We start from the raw sequence: 15,475 nt of genomic DNA, 5'->3' as shown, positions 1-15,475 counted from the left end.
AAACAATTAAACAATTAAACAATTAAACAATTAAACAGGGGCGGTGTTTGATTATTGGTTCGCCGCTCGCCAGTTTATTGGCACGGAAATAATATCGGAGTTAAAAAACCGGCGCCCATAAAAGCCAAATGCAACATGCTGTCATTAACCTGAGTTTGATCTTAAATACCCGCTATAGTTCAGTCGCATTCTCGGGTGTTTAATTAAACAGTGACTTCATCGATAAAAACGCCCCTAAATTAAACCCCACAGGCTTGGTGTTGCCCCTGGTGGGCGCTGCGCTGGATTAATTCAGGCCTGTACTTCGGGTACTCGGTGATCTGGCCCCTTGATCCGGGGGCGGCTCAGCGCGCAGTTATTTGTAGCGCGGGTGGCGTCATCCGCAATGCCGGTTGGCGAAAGGATTGTCAAAGTTAGCAGGTTACGTTTTTTCACCTTAATCCAGCCTGGGTTAAGCGCTGACCGGCTGCGTGCTCGGATGTTTCAAAAAACGGCAGCCTGCTAAAACGTTGAGCAGGCGGCCGTCTTTTCTTGCGCAGTCGAAGGCGATGCCAGGCGCGGCCAGGCTGCATTTGATGTGAAGCATGAAATACCAAGGCCGCTGGGCGCTCTATTCAAGTGACGCCCTGAAGGGCATGTGGCCATGCAAGCCATGACCGCTGGCCTTGGTCAGGGCCTGTCATTTCGGCTGGTGAAGCGGCATTCTGCGTCAGCTGAACAGCGAGGGAGCGCAGTTCGCTGACCTGCCTTGCCTGTCATTCGTTGGTTTTTGGCCCAGGAACAGGCCTTGTAGGGCGTTATAGAGCCTTACGGCGTCCGGGGCGTATGCGTCCGTGCGAGCCGGATCTGGCGCAGCGTGCGTCTTGGTGAGCGCAAGTCCGGCCTGACCAGCAAGACCTGGATGCCGACAGGCCGAAGCTGCAGTCGAGTCGTGCACTCCGCTCGCCCAGGGTCATTAGTTCGGGATTGCTAAAATGCCCGTCAGCGTGCTGGACGATGTGAGTGTGTGGCCAGATCAGGCGTAGCTCGCGCCCAGCGAGGGGCGTGTTCTCTCTGGTGGTCTTGCGAGCGATCGTGCGAAACGGTTCATGCGCTGGCCATCGACCGCTCAGATGCGGGATTATCCTAGAGCGCAGCAGGCCAATCAGGCCGGCATGCCGCTCGTTATGCGACCCACTGAGACTCAACCATGACCAAACGCCCCAGCGATGACCACCTCCAGTACCATGCGCATGTTTACTTCGATGGGCAGTCTCTGGCGCTGGCTACCTCGATCTGCGAACAGGCCGGCGAACTGTTCGCGGTAAAGGTCGGGCGTATTCATCAGCGCCTGGTCGGCCCACACCTGCGCTGGAGCTGCCAACTGTCTTTCGATCAGGCGCAGTTCGATCAGCTGCTGCCTTGGCTGGAGAACAATCGCCAGGGGTTGTCCGTCCTGGTGCATGCAGTGACCGGCGATAATTTGGCTGACCATACCCGCCATGCGGCGTGGCTGGGTGAAGAGTTGCCGCTGGACCTGTCCGTATTCAATGCTTGAGTTAACCCCAGTGCGTCGGACACTGCCGTGGCTGCTCTTCGGGCTGCAGATTAAGGACGGATTATGCTATCTCACCTATGCGTCGGGATCAGCGACTTCGACCGCGCGTTCAATTTCTACTCCGCCATCGCGGCGGAGCTTGGACTGCGGCTGAAATTCTGCGAGGCCAGCCGGCCTTGGGCGGGCTGGATGCCTGCCAATGCGCCGCGGCCGCTGCTGGTCATTGGCGCGCCATTCGATGGCCAGGTCGCGACACCCGGTAACGGTCAGATGCTTGCCTTGCTGGCGGCCAGTCGTGATGCCGTAGCACGCACCCATGCCGCCGCGTTAGCCAATGGTGGCAGCTGTGAAGGCCCGCCAGGCCTGCGCCCCGAATATCACGCGGATTACTACGGCGGCTACTTTCGCGACCCCGATGGCAACAAACTCTGTGTCTGCTGCCACGAGCCTGCGCCAGCGTAGGGCGACTAATTCACACCCTTGGCTTGCCTCCCATTGTCTACCGACGCGGTGTGCTGCGGCAGGCACTGGCGGAACAGGTCGCGCTCGGGCTGGTACGCCGAGGTGTGCACATCCATCAGGCCGATGATCGAGTGAAACAGGTTGTCGTGCGAGTAGGCGACGTCCCGATGATTGGCCAGGCAGCTGGCTTGAATGCCCGAGCGTTGTTGCAGCCCAGCCGATAGCCAGACAATCATCGGCACATGGGTCTGCTCGCTCGGCGCCATGGCGTAGGGCAAGCCATGCAGGTAGAGGCCATTCTCGCCCAGCGACTCACCGTGATCGGACATATAGAACATGGCGCTGTCGAAGCGCTCGGCGTTGCCCTTGAGTAATTCGATGGTTTGCGCCAGCACATGGTCGGTGTAGGTCAGGGAGTTGTCGTAGGCATTGACGATGCTTTCGGCCGAGCAACGGTCGAGCTGGTTGTCCCGGCACACCGGGGTGAATTTCTCGAACGCCGGCGGGTAACGTTTGAAATACGCGGGGCCATGGCTGCCCTTCATGTGCAGCACCACCACGGCATCGTTATCGAGCGTGTCCAGATAGGTTTGCAGGCCGCTGAGCAATACCTCGTCGTGGCACTCACTGCCCTCGCACAGGTAGGGGATCTGCAGGTGCGAGACGTCGTCATTCGGCACCCGGTCGCACGCCCCCTTGCAGCCGGAGTTGTTATCACGCCACAACACCGCGACCCCGGCGTGCTGCAACACATCCAGCAGGCCCTCGCGGTTTTTAGCCATCGAGTCCTTATAGTGGTCGTGGCCGACATCGAGGAACATACAGGGTACCGATATCGCGGTGGCGGTGCCGCAGGAGCTGGCATTGGCGAAGCTGATGACATCCTCTTTGGCCAGCTCCGGGTTGGTCTGGCGGGTGTAACCGTTGAGCGAGAAGTTTGCCGCCCGCGCGGTTTCCCCGACGACCAGGATCGTCAGCTTGGGCCTGGCGGTTCCGCCTACCGGCTTGACCTGGTAGGCATCGGCGCCAACCAGCTGCAACGGGGTCGGGGTCGCAAACTGACGTTTGCTATAGCCATGCACCGCTGCTGCCACGTTGGAGGGGGTCAGCAGCAGGCGCAGTTCATGGTGATTGCGCAGCAGCGAGGCGTACGACTGATAGTTGCTCATCACGATGCCGCCTAGGCAGGCCAGGCCCAGCACCATGCTCGCCAACTTGAAGCCCAGCTCACGCGCCCAAGGCCGAGCGATCAGGCGTACCCGGCTGACCACCAGTGCGGGTACTACGCCTAGGGTGAACAGCCAGCCGAGCATGCCCCAACTGAACAGGTCCAGCGCCTCGGCACTGTCGGTCTGCAGCACATTGGTCAGCATGTTGTAGTCGATGACGATGCCGTAGCTGCTCATGAAGAAACTGGCAGCCGCCGACACCAGTAGCAGCATCCCGAGGATCGCCTTGGTCAGCCGGCCCCAGGCCAGCAGGCTGAGCAACAGGTAAAGCCACAGCCAAACCAGCACTGGCAAGGTGATCAGGAACAGGCTGTTGTCATTGCTCCAGCCGCCCACGCCTTGCCAGACATCCCGCCAGAAGGGGATGTTCATGGTCAGCATCAACCACAGCGCAACGGCCATGATCAGCACGTTGCGGCTGATGGCGAAGGTCCACGTGGCAGCGCCTTCGGGGTTTTCGGTTGACTGCGAGTTTTTCCGCACAACAGCCTCTATGCGTAGGTCGAGAGAATGGACGAAGCCTAAGGAGCGCGATGTGAAAGGCGTGTCGGGACTGTGTGAAGAATTTGTTGACCGACTGCAGAGCCGCAGGCCCATATGCAAAACGCCGCCTCTGGGGGCGGCGTTCGATCGGGCGCAATGCGTGCCGAGCAGCCACCAACTCAAGCTGCGAGCAGGTCAGTCTTCAGCGCTTGTGAATACATCGAGTGACGTGGCGAGACCGTCTCTAGGCCGGCACGGCAAGGCGCGCTGCGGACGGGTCGTGTGCAGGCGGCTGCAGTCGGCGAGAGTGCTACACAAGCGCTCAGCTCTGGCGTCGAGCTGAGAGAGGGCGCGGCGATGAGGCTTGCGATGGGGGTTTGCTTGCGTACGCTGAATACCGCCAGCAACAGCAGAACCGCCAAGGAACTAGCTGTGCCGAAACGGAGGGCGCGCCGAGTGGCTCGGGCGCCCTGGTTGCGTTTAGCGGTTGAAGCGTTCGACCAGCGAGTACTGCCCTTGCGCAGTGGCGGTGAGTGCTTCGCTGAGCACGGCGGAGCTTTGCGCTTCGCTGGCGGTCTGGTCGGACAGTTGGGCGATGTTGGTGATGTTGCGGTTGATCTCGTCGGCGACCGAGCTTTGCTCTTCGGCGGCGGCGGCAATCTGGTCGGCCATGTCGGCGATATTGGACACCGCGGTGCTGATCCCGGCGAGGGCCAGGTCGGCTTGTTGTACCCGCTCGACGCCTTCATCGGCTTGCTTGCGGCCGATTTCCATGGTCATTACCGCTTCTTCGGCAGTGCGCTGCAGCTTGGCGATCAGCTGGTGAATCTGCCCGGTGGATTCGGCGGTGCGTTGGGCCAGCGAGCGTACTTCGTCGGCGACCACGGCAAAGCCGCGACCCATTTCACCGGCGCGGGCGGCTTCGATGGCGGCGTTGAGGGCGAGCAGGTTGGTCTGGTCGGCGATGCCTTTGATCACATCGACCACTCCGCCGATTTCGTTGCTGTCCTGGGCCAGGCGGGTGACGGTCTCGCCGGTGTCACCGACCGACTGCGAGAGGCGCTGAATGGCAGCCCGGGTTTCCGCGGTGATGGAGCGGCCTTCACTGGTCAGGCGATTGGCTTCCTGGGTGGCGATGGCGGTGCGGGCGACGTTGCTGGCGACTTCCAGGGTGGTGGCGGCCATTTCGTTGACTGCGGTAGCGACCTGTTCGGTTTCCTGGCGTTGGCGATCCAGGCCGGCCGAGCTGCTGTGTGCCAGGGTATCGGCCTGTTTGGCCTGCTTGGCCAGGCTTTCGGCGCTGTCCTGCAGACGTGTCAGGCAGGTTTTCAAACGTGCTTCCTGGCCGAGCAGGGACATTTCCAGGCGACCCTGGGCACCGCGGCTGTCGGTGTACATCTGGGCGATCAGCGGGTCGGAGGTGGTTTGCTCGGCCAACTGCAGCAGGCGTTTCATCCCGCGCTGTTGCCAGTTGAGGCCGATCAGCCCGAGCGGTACCGAGAGCAGGGCGGCAACGGCGAAGCCCCAGCTGGAGTCGAGCCAGGTACCGATAAGGAAACCGATCTGGCTGACCAGGATGAAGGGCAGCCAGTTTTGCAGGGTCGGTAGCCACTGGTCACGGCTGGGGACGGCGGACTTGCCGCTGTTGATGCGCTGGTACAGGGCTTCGGCGCGGCGCACTTGCTCGGCGGTCGGTTTGATCCGCACCGACTCGTAGCCAACCACCTGGCCTTTTTCCAGTATCGGCGTGACGTAGGCATTGACCCAGTAGTGGTCGCCATTCTTGCTGCGGTTCTTGACGATGCCCATCCAGGGACGACCCTGCTTCAGGGTGTTCCACATGTGGGCGAATACGGCCGACGGTACATCCGGGTGACGTACCAGATTATGTGGTGCCCCGATCAACTCGCTGTGGCTGAAGCCACTGATTTCGACGAACGCGTCGTTGCAGTAGGTGATCTGGCCTTTGGCATCCGTGGTGGAGATCAGGCGCTGCTGGGCCGCAAAGGTGCGTTCGCGTTGGGTGATGGGCTGATTGTTGCGCATGGGGGGCTGGTCCCTAGGGGTTATGCCTTGTCATCGGCCAGGCGGAGCCGAAGTTGAGCGGGAAATTTGCCGCGCAGTGTAACTGGATATTCAATGGCTTCACATTTGCACGGGCGACAATCCAGGGCGGGACGCTTCGTGCCTGCAATGGGCTTGGGATGCCACAACGCCAGTGGCAGCGGCGCTCTGCATGTGGGTGTTGCCGAGGTTGCCCTAGCGCCATCCGGGATCACTTTCCGGATGGCGCCAGGGCAGTTCAGCCGTGCCTGCCGCCGCGAGTCGGCAGGCCGAGCATCGCAGCTAGCCGGCGATCAGCTGACGCAATACGTAGTGCAGGATGCCACCGGCCTTGAAGTACTCCACCTCGTTGAGGGTATCGATGCGGCACAGCACTTCGACGCTTTCCCGCGAGCCGTCCTCGCGTGCGATGTCCACCATCAGTTTCATCTGCGGGTGCAACTCGACGCCGTCCAGGCCATGGATGCCGAGCTTTTCCTGGCCGGTCAGCTGCAGGTTTTTGCGATCCTGGCCGGGCATGAACTGCAAGGGCAGCACACCCATGCCGACCAGATTGGAGCGGTGGATGCGCTCGAAGCTTTCGGCGATCACCGCCTTGATCCCCAGCAGGTTGGTGCCCTTGGCCGCCCAGTCGCGGCTCGATCCGGTGCCGTATTCCTTGCCGGCGATCACCACCAGCGGGGTGCCGGCGTCCTGATAGCGCATGGCCGCGTCGTAGATCGCCAGCTGCTCGCCGCTCGGGACGTGCAGGGTGTTGCCGCCTTCTTCGCCGCCGAGCATTTCGTTGCGAATGCGGATGTTGGCGAAAGTGCCGCGCATCATCACTTGATGGTTGCCGCGGCGCGAGCCATAGGAGTTGAAGTCGACCGGTTCGACGCCCTGTTCGCGCAGGTAGCGCCCGGCCGGGCTGTCGGCCTTGATGTTGCCGGCCGGGGAGATGTGGTCGGTGGTCACCGAGTCGCCGAGCAAAGCGAGGATGCGCGCCTGGTGGATATCACCGATATGCGGCGGTGCGTCGCCGATGTCCTCGAAGAACGGCGGATGCTGGATATAGGTCGAATCAGCCTGCCAGGAATAGGTGGCGGCTTGCGGTACTTCGATGGCCTGCCATTGGGCGTCGCCAGCGAACACCTCGGCGTATTCCTTGTGGAACATCGCGGTGTCGACCTGCATGATCGCCTCGGCGATTTCCGCCTGGCTCGGCCAGATGTCCTTGAGGTACACCGGCTGGCCGTCCTTGCCATGGCCCAGCACGTCCTTGCTGATATCCACCCGCACGCTGCCGGCCAGGGCGTAGGCCACCACCAGCGGCGGAGAGGCCAACCAGTTGGTTTTCACCAGCGGATGCACGCGGCCCTCGAAGTTGCGATTGCCAGACAGCACCGAGGCGACCGTCAGGTCGGATTGCTGGATGGCCTGTTCGATCGGCTCGAGCAGCGGCCCCGAATTGCCGATACAGGTGGTGCAGCCGTAGCCGACCAGGTCGAAGCCCAGTTCATCCAGGTAGCGGGTCAGGCCGGCGGCGTTGAAGTACTCGGTCACCACCTTGGAGCCGGGCGCCAGCGAGCTCTTGACCCAGGGCTTGCGCTGCAGGCCTTTCTCCACCGCCTTCTTCGCCAGCAGACCGGCCGCCATCATCACGCTGGGGTTGGAGGTGTTGGTGCAGGAGGTGATGGCGGCGATCACCACGGCGCCGTTCTTCAGGCGGTAAGTCTGCCCCTCGTGTTGGTAGTCGGCCTCGCCGACCAGTGCCGCGCTACCGACCGCGGCGCCACCGCCACCCTCGTCGAGCAGGCGCGCTTCCTCGTCGGCGGCGGGATTTGCCTGCAGCCCGGTAAAGTCGTCGAAGGCTTGCTTGACCTGGGGCAGGGCGACCCGGTCCTGTGGCCGCTTCGGCCCGGCCAGGCAGGCGTCGACGCTGCCCATGTCCAGCTCCAGGCTGTCGCTGAACAAAGGCTCCTGGCCTTGTTCACGCCACAGGCCCTGGGCCTTGCAGTAGGCCTCGACCAGTTTGACGGTTTGCTCCGGGCGCCCGGACAGGCGCAGGTAACCCAGGGTGATCGCGTCGACCGGGAAGAAGCCGCAGGTTGCGCCGTATTCCGGCGCCATGTTGGCGATGGTGGCGCGATCCGCCAGCGGCAGCTCGGCCAGGCCGTCGCCGTAGAACTCGACGAACTTGCCGACCACGCCCTTGCTGCGCAGCATCTGGGTGACGGTCAGTACCAGGTCGGTGGCGGTGATGCCTTCCTTGAGTTTGCCGCTCAGTCTGAAGCCGATCACCTCGGGGATCAGCATCGACACCGGCTGGCCGAGCATGGCTGCCTCCGCCTCGATGCCTCCAACGCCCCAGCCGAGGATGCCCAGACCGTTGATCATGGTGGTGTGCGAGTCGGTGCCGACCAGGGTGTCGGGGAAGGCGAAGGTCTGGCCGTCTTCCTCGCTGGTCCAGACGGTGCGGCCGAGGTACTCCAGGTTGACCTGGTGGCAGATGCCGGTGCCCGGTGGCACCACCCGGAAGTTGGCGAAAGCATGCTGGCCCCAGCGCAGAAAGGCGTAGCGTTCGCCGTTACGCTGCATCTCGATGGCGACGTTCTGGCCGAAGGCGGCGTGGCTGGCAAACTTGTCGACCATGACCGAGTGGTCGATCACCAGGTCGACCGGTGACAGCGGATTGATCTTCTGCGGGTCGCCGCCGGCCTTGGCCATGGCGGCGCGCATGGCGGCCAGGTCGACCACCGCTGGGACGCCGGTGAAGTCCTGCATCAGTACGCGCGCCGGGCGGTATTGGATCTCGCGTTCGGAACTGCGGCTCTGCAGCCAGTCGGCCATGGCCTGCAGATCGCTGCCGGTGACGGTCTTGCCGTCCTCCCAGCGCAACAGGTTTTCCAGCAGGACTTTCAGCGACATTGGCAGGCGATCGATATTGCCGAGGGTCTTGGCCGCGTCCGGCAGGCTGAAGTACTGGTAGGTCTGGTCGCCGACGGCGAGGCTGCGGCGGCTGTTCAGGCTATCTAAGGAAGGCATTGCGCGTCTCCTGTGGCTTGCACGGTGCAAACCGGATTGTTTGCTGCAGAGTCTTCAAGCTAGCTCTGCTTGGCCAGGCTTGCCATGTCATAGGTCATATGGCGTGTGGCCGTTGGCCGCTCAGTCATTGCCGCCGACGCCCGACTCAGCAAGAACCTGCGCGAGGCCGGACCCGGGGCGATGCGTGTGTATGCAGCGGTCCGGCGGCCCGCATCGCTGCTGGCGAGCCGGCGACAAGGATGTGGGATGTGCCGTAACTCGCTAGGCGAGCCCATGGATGCAGCTGGAGGCATTGGCCGGGGCCATGGTCGTGAAGCCCTGCCGGCCGCCTAGACCGACGCCAAACCGGCCGCCGGTGAAATCAAGCGTGCCATTCACGGGACAGCTCAGCTGCGCCCCGGGTTCCCGACTCCGTTATGATGCGTGCCTTGAGAAGATCACCGATGAATACCCCCCCTATGAATACATTGCTACTGCATTGCCGCCCCGGGTTCGAGAACGAGGTGTGTGCGGAGATCGCCGAGCATGCTGCGCGTCTGGATGTGGCCGGTTACGCCAAGGCCAAGCCGAGCACGGCCTGCGCCGAATTTATCTGCACCGAGGCGGACGGCGCCGAGCGCCTGATGGGCGGCGTGCGTTTCAGCAAGCTGATTTTCCCGCGGCAATGGGCGCGAGGCGTGTTCATCAACCTGCCGGAGCTGGATCGCATCAGCGTGTTGCTGGCCCATCTGACGGACCTGCCGACCTTCGGCAGCCTGTGGCTGGAAGTCCTCGACACCAACGATGGCAAGGAATTGTCGAACTTCTGCAAGAAGTTCGAGGCGCCGCTGCGCAATGCCCTGAGCAAGGCCGGCAAGCTGGTGGAAGACCCACACAAGCCGCGCCTGCTGCTGACCTTCAAGAGCGGCCGCGAGGTGTTCGTCGGTCTGGCCGAACCGCATAACTCGGCCATCTGGCCGATGGGTATCCCGCGGCTGAAGTTCCCCCGCGAAGCGCCGAGTCGCTCGACCCTCAAGCTGGAAGAGGCCTGGCACACCTTTATTCCGCGCGAGCAGTGGGACGAGCGCCTGTCGGGCGACATGACCGGGGTCGACCTCGGCGCCGCGCCGGGCGGCTGGACCTACCAACTGGTCAAGCGTGGCATGCTGGTGACTGCCATCGATAACGGCCCGATGGCCGAAAGCCTGATGGAGACCGGTCTGGTGCAGCATCTGATGGTCGATGGCTTCATTTACAAGCCACGCCAGCCGGTGGACTGGATGGTCTGCGACATCGTCGAGAAGCCGGCGCGCAGCGCCGCCTTGCTGGAAACCTGGATCGGCGAGGGCCTGTGCCGCGAGGCGGTGGTCAACCTCAAGTTGCCGATGAAGCAACGCTACGCCGAAGTGCGTCGCCTGCTGCAGCGCCTGGAAGATGGCTTTGCCGAGCGCAAGATCAAGGTGTCGATTGCCTGCAAGCAGCTCTATCACGACCGCGAGGAAGTGACCTGCCACCTGCGCCGGTTGTAGGCGCGGGGACTGCGCGTCCATTACGCCCCCGAAAGCGGATGAACTCCGGGGGCGGCCTCAACGATCTTCCCGGCTTGCGTCCGGGCTAGAGGGCTGCTGTCGCCTGATCCAATAGCTCTGTTTGTGCCCGCGCGCCTCGAATTGCCGCGCCAGGGCTTCGGCGGCAGCACGGCTCAGGTCGGCGCCCACGACGAACTCGTTGCCATTGTCGTCCAGGCGCACCAGGCACCAGTTGCGGGATGGGTTGGGTGCGGACATGTTCACCTCCTGCGCCGCCTGTGGGGCTACCTGTACAAGGCTAGTTCGGCTTCGCCTTGGCGCATAAGCGCGGCGGGTGGTGGGCGGGGCCGCTTTGCGCGACAATAGCCGCCTGTTATTGGAGCCAGCCAGATGTCCCTGCAATCCGACGCCATTCTCGATGACACCCTCGACGCCAGCGGGCTGAACTGCCCCGAGCCGGTGATGATGCTGCACAACAAGGTGCGCGACCTGCCGGCTGGCGGCTTGCTCAAGGTGATCGCCACCGACCCCTCGACCCGGCGTGACATTCCCAAGTTCTGCGTGTTTCTCGGTCATGAGCTGCTCGAGCAGAGCGAAGAGGCGGGTACCTATCTGTACCTGATCCGGAAAAAGGCCGACTGAGCATGGGCTGGTACTTCGCCTATGGCTCGAACATGAATCCGGCGCGCATGCAGGCCCGTGGTCTGCGGGTGAGCGAGGTATTGCCGGGCCGCTTGATCGGCTATGCCTTGTGTTTCAACAAGCGCGCGATGGACCGTGCCCCGGGTCGTGCCTACGCCAATATCCGTCACCAGCGCGATGGCGTGGTGGAGGGCGTGCTCTACCGACTGGCCGAACTGGATGAGATCGCCAAGCTCGACCCCTTCGAGGGCACGCCGATCTATTACAGCCGCGAGCGCCTGGCGATCGTCACGGCCCAGGGCGTGCAGCCTGCCTGGGTGTATATCGCCAATCCGGCGTTTCGGCAGGATGGCCTGCTGCCCAGTGCCGACTACCTGGCGCATCTGCTGCAAGGGCGTGAGTTCCTCTCCGACGCCTACTGGTCGGCGTTGGCGGCCTCGCCATTCCACCCGGACTGACCGGGCGCCAGGCCACAGCTTTGCAGGCTGTCCTGCCAGGCATGTACATGCCGGGTGGTGGCGGCTTGAAAATCAGCCCACAGGGATTGCTCGGGACCCGCCAGGTTCAGCAGGTAGTTGCGCGTGGCCGCCGGCACCTCGGCTGTGGCGCTGAGCTGGCGCAGGCTGCTGCTCCAGGTCTGACCGCGCTGGTGCACCTGGGCCAGATAGGGCTGCAAACCGCCGGCGTAATACTTGACGAAGATGTTCTGCAGAATGCGCCCGCGCGGGGTCGCTTGGCCCTGCGGGCAGATGGGTCGCTGTTGCTGGCGCTCCTCGAGCAGGCGACTGCCCTGATTGAGGGTATGGGTCAGGCTGGCCAGGCTGCTGATCAACTGGCCGCCCTGGGGGCTGGCATGCAGGGCGAAGAACAGCGGGTCGAGCTCGGCTGTCGGCGGTGGCAGGGTTTGCGGCAGGGCATTGGCCATGGCGGCCAGCTGGGCCAGGGCGGCGAGGGCGGCATTGTCCTCGCTGGGGGCGGTCGGGAGGGCCTGGTCGGCAAAGCGCAGGTAACGCTCGACTTCCTGGCTGGCGTTGAGCGCATTCCAGAACACGCTGGGCAGTTGGGCGCGTTTCTCCTGGGCCAGGCTGCTGAGTGTGCCCTGCAGCTGCAGATCCTGCTCGTCGGCAAGGCGCGCCAAGCACGCATCGATGGCGCGCAATAGATCGCCTTCATAGCCCAGGCGGCTACTGGGTACCAACTGCTTGCCGAGGATGCTGTTGCGCAAGCTGATCTGCTGCTGCAGAGCGGGGCAGCGGCGCACGTCGATCAGCAGATCGAGCAGGCCGATGCGTACCTCGGGGATATCCACCACGCGCTCGCGGCGCGGCGGCAAGCGATAACGGGTCAACTGGGCCTTGTCGAAGACCACCACGGCATCGCCCTCGACGACATTGTTCAGGCGCTGCAGGTAATCCGCCTGCAGGGCCAGGCCGTCATCGGCCGGTTGGCAGGCCGACAGGATGAGGAGGCTAAGCAGGGCAAGGGTTCTGGTGATCATCGCGCCATCTTAGCGGCTCGGATGCGTTTGCGCGCGCTGCCGGCGAGCCGAATCGCCAGCATGATGGCGGCGCAGGTCAGGCCGACGATCAAGCCTTGCCAGAGCCCGCGCGGGCCGCTCGGCTCGCCGAACAGGCTGGACAGGCCGAGGGCGTAACCCACCGGCAAGCCAATGCCCCAGTAGGCGAACAGGGTCAGCAGCATGGTGATGCGGGTGTCCTGGTAGCCGCGCAGGGCGCCGGCCGCGGTGACCTGGATCGCATCGGAGAACTGGAACATCGCGGCATACACGATCAAGCCGGAGGCCAGGGCGATCACTGTCGGATCGGCGGTGTAGATCTGCGCGATCTGCTCGCGCAGCAGCAACATCAAACTGGCGGACAGGCAGGCATAGCCCAGGGCCGTGGCCATGCTTACGCCTGCGGCGAAACGCGCCTGACGTGGCTCGCCGCGCCCGAGCATCTGGCCGACGCGCACGGTGGCGGCCATGCCCAGGGAGTAGGGGATCATGAACACCATGGAGGTAAAGTTGAGGGCGATCTGGTGGCCGGCGACCACGCTGGCGCCGAGGCCACCGATCAGCAGGGCGATCACCGCGAAGATGCTCACTTCGGCGAACACCGCGATGCCGATCGGCACGCCGATTTCCAGCAGACGCCGGATCACCGCCCACTGTGGCCACTCGAAACGGTTGAACAGCTGACTCGGTTTATAGAAGGGCGCCCACTTCACCCACCAGAGCATGCCCAGCAGCATGAAGATCATCACCAGTGCGGTGGCCCAGCCGCAGCCGACCCCGCCCATGGCTGGCAGACCGAACTTGCCGTAGATAAAGATGTAGTTGGCCGGAATATTCAGCAGCAAACCGAGTACCCCCAGCACCATGCTCGGGCGGGTATGGCTGAGACCGTCGCTGAAGCAGCGCAGCACGTGATACAGCGCCACTGCTGGGAAACCGCAGGCCACCGCGCGCAGATAACCCATGGAGGGTTCGATCAGGCTGGGTTCGATATGCATCAGCTGCAGGACGATTTCGGCGTTCCACAGCAAGATCGCGGCAGCGCCGCCGACCGCCAGCGCCAGCCACAAGGCCTGGCGCACCAACGGGCCGATCTCGGCCTGCTGGCCGGCGCCAAAGCGCTGCGCCACCTTGGATGTGGTTGCCAGCAGAATGCCGGTCATCAGCAGGAATACCGGCACCCAGATCGAGTTGCCAAGCGCCACCGCGGCCAGGTCCTGGGGGCTGACTCGGCCGGCCATCAGCGTGTCGACGAAGCCCATGGCGGTATGCGCCAACTGGGCAATGATGATCGGCGTGGCCAGCACCAGCAGGCTGTGCAGCTCGGTGCGCACGCGCTGCAGGCGCGATACGGCAGGCATAGAGGTCATCCGCTGGCTCTCCGGGAAACCGCGTAGTCTACGCGCTGACACTTCGGTCAGGAAAGCCGCGTATGCCACTGTTTCAGCGCGCTGCCGGCATGGGCGTCGACAGGGTAGAATGACGGCCTGACGTATGGAGCCGATCATGCAAATAGTCGCAGATGAGAACATTCCCCTGCTCGATGAGTTCTTTGCCGGATTCGGCGAGGTCCGTCGCCTGCCCGGTCGCACTATCGCAGCGGCGGCCGTGGCCGATGCCGAACTGCTGCTGGTGCGCTCGGTCACCCGGGTCGACCGTGCGTTGCTCGAAGGCAGCGCGGTGCGCTTTGTCGGCACCTGCACCATCGGCACCGACCATCTCGATCTCGAGTATTTCGCCCAGGCCGGCATCGGCTGGGCCAGTGCGCCCGGCTGCAATGCGCGCGGTGTGGTCGATTATGTGCTCGGCAGCCTGTTGCTGCTGGCTGAGCAGCAGGGCGTCGAACTGGCGACCCGCACCTATGGGGTGATCGGCGCCGGCGAGGTGGGCGGTCGCCTGGTCGAAGTCTTACGCGGCCTGGGCTGGCGTGTGCTGGTCTGCGACCCACCGCGCCAGCTCGCCGAAGGCGGCGATTTCGTCAGCCTGGAGCAGGTGCTCGCCGAGTGCGATGTGCTCAGCCTGCACACCCCGCTCGAGCGTGGCGGCGCGCAGCCGACCCATCATCTGTTCGATGCGCGGCGCCTGGCTCAGCTCAAACCGGACGCCTGGCTGATCAATGCCAGCCGCGGCGCGGTGGTGGATAACCCGGCGCTGCGCGAGTTGCTCAAGCAGCGCGACGATCTGCAGGTGGTGCTGGATGTCTGGGAAGGCGAGCCGCAGGTGGATGTCGAGCTGGCCGACTTATGCCGCATCGCCACCCCGCACATCGCCGGCTACAGCCTGGACGGCAAGCTGCGCGGCACGGCGCAGATCTATGCGGCGGTTTGCGCGCATTTCGGCTGGCCGCCAGCGGTCAGCCTCGACCAGTTGATGCCAGCGCCCTGGCTATCCGAGTTGAGCCTGGATGCCGGTGCCGATCCGGCCTGGGCGTTGGCGACGGTGTGCCGCGCGGTCTATGACCCGCGGCGCGACGATGCGGACTTTCGCCGCAGCCTGCGGGGTGACACGGCCAGCCAACGTGCGGCCTTCGATGCGTTGCGCAAGCATTACCCGATGCGCCGCGAGATCGATGGGCTGAGCGTCAAGCTGCAAGGCGATGCGCCGCAACTGGTGCAGATGATCAGGGCGTTGGGGGCGACGTTGCGTTGAGGGCGCGGTTATTCACGGCACCCATCAGTCCAGGTCGACCGGTGTTGCACTGCAGCCGAGCGCCTCAACGCACTAACGGCTCACTGCCGAAGAACAACCCAGACATGGCCTGGGTCGGGCTACACTTTCGGCTCAGCTGTTGTCGGTATTGGGCTTGGTCAGGTCTTTTTCCAGCTCCTGGCACGCGCGCTGGATCATGTTCTCGGTGATCGGGATTTCCTGGCCTTGCTCGTCGATGATGGCGCCACCCACCGGCTGTTGCGACTGCTCAGGGGCAACATGGGGTTCTGGCGTCTGCTGCTGTGGGCTCATGAACGGTCTCCTCATCAGGTGGTGTGCGCAGTCTAAAGAGTCGACTGAG

13 protein-coding genes are annotated in these 15,475 nt (G+C 63.7%); 6 read left to right on the top strand and 7 right to left on the bottom strand.

What is annotated here, in order from left to right:
• Positions 1–1,189 precede the first annotated feature (1,189 nt).
• Both PH586_RS04930 and PH586_RS04925 read left to right on the top strand, forming a co-directional pair.
• Positions 1,190–1,537 carry a DOPA 4,5-dioxygenase family protein gene (locus PH586_RS04930; protein ID WP_271346663.1) on the top strand — a complete coding sequence of 116 codons (348 nt, stop codon included), beginning with the start codon at positions 1,190–1,192 and terminating at the stop codon, positions 1,535–1,537.
• A 63-nt stretch (positions 1,538–1,600) separates the two neighbouring features.
• Entirely contained in the window at positions 1,601–1,999 is a 399-nt protein-coding gene (locus PH586_RS04925; RefSeq protein WP_271346662.1) for a VOC family protein, read from the top strand.
• Between the two features lie 5 nt (positions 2,000–2,004).
• Here PH586_RS04925 and PH586_RS04920 read toward each other — a convergent pair whose 3' ends face one another.
• The 3 genes from PH586_RS04920 to acnA all read right to left on the bottom strand — a co-directional run bounded on the left by PH586_RS04920 (position 2,005) and on the right by acnA (position 8,799).
• Positions 2,005–3,711: a phosphoethanolamine transferase gene (locus PH586_RS04920; RefSeq protein WP_271346660.1), complete on the bottom strand. Its 1,707-nt coding sequence runs from the start codon at positions 3,709–3,711 to the stop codon at positions 2,005–2,007.
• Positions 3,712–4,191: 480 nt separating this feature from the next.
• Positions 4,192–5,757, bottom strand: coding sequence for a methyl-accepting chemotaxis protein (locus tag PH586_RS04915; protein ID WP_271346659.1), 1,566 nt, complete (start codon positions 5,755–5,757; stop codon positions 4,192–4,194).
• 300 nt (positions 5,758–6,057) lie between these two features.
• Positions 6,058–8,799 (bottom strand): aconitate hydratase AcnA, encoded by a 2,742-nt coding sequence (gene acnA / locus PH586_RS04910; RefSeq protein WP_271346658.1) that lies wholly within the window; start codon positions 8,797–8,799, stop codon positions 6,058–6,060.
• A gap of 458 nt (positions 8,800–9,257) precedes the next feature.
• Here acnA and rlmM point away from each other — a divergent pair, with 458 nt between their 5' ends.
• Positions 9,258–10,307, top strand: coding sequence for a 23S rRNA (cytidine(2498)-2'-O)-methyltransferase RlmM (gene rlmM, locus PH586_RS04905; protein WP_271347049.1), 1,050 nt, complete (start codon positions 9,258–9,260; stop codon positions 10,305–10,307).
• A 57-nt stretch (positions 10,308–10,364) separates the two neighbouring features.
• On the opposite strand, the gene PH586_RS04900 is transcribed toward rlmM, so the two are convergent.
• Complete coding sequence (locus PH586_RS04900) at positions 10,365–10,565, bottom strand: hypothetical protein (RefSeq protein WP_271346657.1); 201 nt, start codon at positions 10,563–10,565, stop codon at positions 10,365–10,367.
• A gap of 132 nt (positions 10,566–10,697) precedes the next feature.
• On the opposite strand from PH586_RS04900, the gene tusA reads away from it, so the two are divergent.
• Together tusA and PH586_RS04890 are read left to right on the top strand one after the other, a co-directional pair.
• The gene (gene tusA, locus PH586_RS04895) at positions 10,698–10,949 is read left to right on the top strand and encodes a sulfurtransferase TusA (protein ID WP_271346656.1); all 252 of its coding nucleotides are present in this window, start codon (positions 10,698–10,700) and stop codon (positions 10,947–10,949) included.
• Between the two features lie 2 nt (positions 10,950–10,951).
• A complete protein-coding gene (locus PH586_RS04890; RefSeq protein ID WP_271346655.1) occupies positions 10,952–11,407 on the top strand; it encodes a gamma-glutamylcyclotransferase family protein in 456 nt (151 codons plus the stop codon).
• Here PH586_RS04890 and PH586_RS04885 read toward each other — a convergent pair.
• Together PH586_RS04885 and PH586_RS04880 are read right to left on the bottom strand one after the other, a co-directional pair.
• Positions 11,365–12,447, bottom strand: a complete 1,083-nt coding sequence (locus PH586_RS04885; RefSeq protein WP_271346654.1) for a DUF3080 family protein — start codon at positions 12,445–12,447, stop codon at positions 11,365–11,367. The two genes, PH586_RS04890 and PH586_RS04885, sit on opposite strands and share 43 nt — an antisense overlap.
• Entirely contained in the window at positions 12,444–13,826 is a 1,383-nt protein-coding gene (locus tag PH586_RS04880) for an MATE family efflux transporter (protein ID WP_271346653.1), read from the bottom strand. Before PH586_RS04880 ends, PH586_RS04885 begins: the two co-directional genes overlap by 4 nt.
• A 145-nt stretch (positions 13,827–13,971) precedes the next feature.
• Here PH586_RS04880 and pdxB point away from each other — a divergent pair, with 145 nt between their 5' ends.
• On the top strand, positions 13,972–15,114 hold the full coding sequence (gene pdxB / locus PH586_RS04875; protein WP_271346652.1) for a 4-phosphoerythronate dehydrogenase PdxB: 1,143 nt from the start codon (positions 13,972–13,974) through the stop codon (positions 15,112–15,114).
• Positions 15,115–15,246: 132 nt separating this feature from the next.
• Here the strand turns inward: pdxB and PH586_RS04870 are convergent, their stop codons facing one another.
• The gene (locus PH586_RS04870) at positions 15,247–15,426 is read right to left on the bottom strand and encodes a PA1571 family protein (RefSeq protein ID WP_271346651.1); all 180 of its coding nucleotides are present in this window, start codon (positions 15,424–15,426) and stop codon (positions 15,247–15,249) included.
• Positions 15,427–15,475: the final 49 nt, after the last annotated feature.

The sequence above is a fragment of the Pseudomonas aestuarii genome (assembly GCF_027988105.1).
Lineage (GTDB): Bacteria > Pseudomonadota > Gammaproteobacteria > Pseudomonadales > Pseudomonadaceae > Aquipseudomonas > Aquipseudomonas aestuarii.
This window is presented reverse-complemented; position numbering and strand designations above follow the sequence as displayed.

Bases quoted from the DNA above. Each gene is read 5' to 3' on its own strand.
- tusA (WP_271346656.1), top strand. From the start codon at position 10,698: ATGTCCCTGCAATCCGACGCCATTCTCGATGACACCCTCGACGCCAGC.
- rlmM (WP_271347049.1), top strand. From the start codon at position 9,258: ATGAATACATTGCTACTGCATTGCCGCCCCGGGTTCGAGAACGAGGTG.
- PH586_RS04885 (WP_271346654.1), bottom strand. From the start codon at position 12,447: ATGATCACCAGAACCCTTGCCCTGCTTAGCCTCCTCATCCTGTCGGCC.
- acnA (WP_271346658.1), bottom strand. From the start codon at position 8,799: ATGCCTTCCTTAGATAGCCTGAACAGCCGCCGCAGCCTCGCCGTCGGC.
- PH586_RS04925 (WP_271346662.1), top strand. From the start codon at position 1,601: ATGCTATCTCACCTATGCGTCGGGATCAGCGACTTCGACCGCGCGTTC.
- PH586_RS04890 (WP_271346655.1), top strand. From the start codon at position 10,952: ATGGGCTGGTACTTCGCCTATGGCTCGAACATGAATCCGGCGCGCATG.
- PH586_RS04870 (WP_271346651.1), bottom strand. From the start codon at position 15,426: ATGAGCCCACAGCAGCAGACGCCAGAACCCCATGTTGCCCCTGAGCAG.
- PH586_RS04880 (WP_271346653.1), bottom strand. From the start codon at position 13,826: ATGCCTGCCGTATCGCGCCTGCAGCGCGTGCGCACCGAGCTGCACAGC.
- PH586_RS04915 (WP_271346659.1), bottom strand. From the start codon at position 5,757: ATGCGCAACAATCAGCCCATCACCCAACGCGAACGCACCTTTGCGGCC.
- PH586_RS04900 (WP_271346657.1), bottom strand. From the start codon at position 10,565: ATGTCCGCACCCAACCCATCCCGCAACTGGTGCCTGGTGCGCCTGGAC.
- PH586_RS04930 (WP_271346663.1), top strand. From the start codon at position 1,190: ATGACCAAACGCCCCAGCGATGACCACCTCCAGTACCATGCGCATGTT.
- pdxB (WP_271346652.1), top strand. From the start codon at position 13,972: ATGCAAATAGTCGCAGATGAGAACATTCCCCTGCTCGATGAGTTCTTT.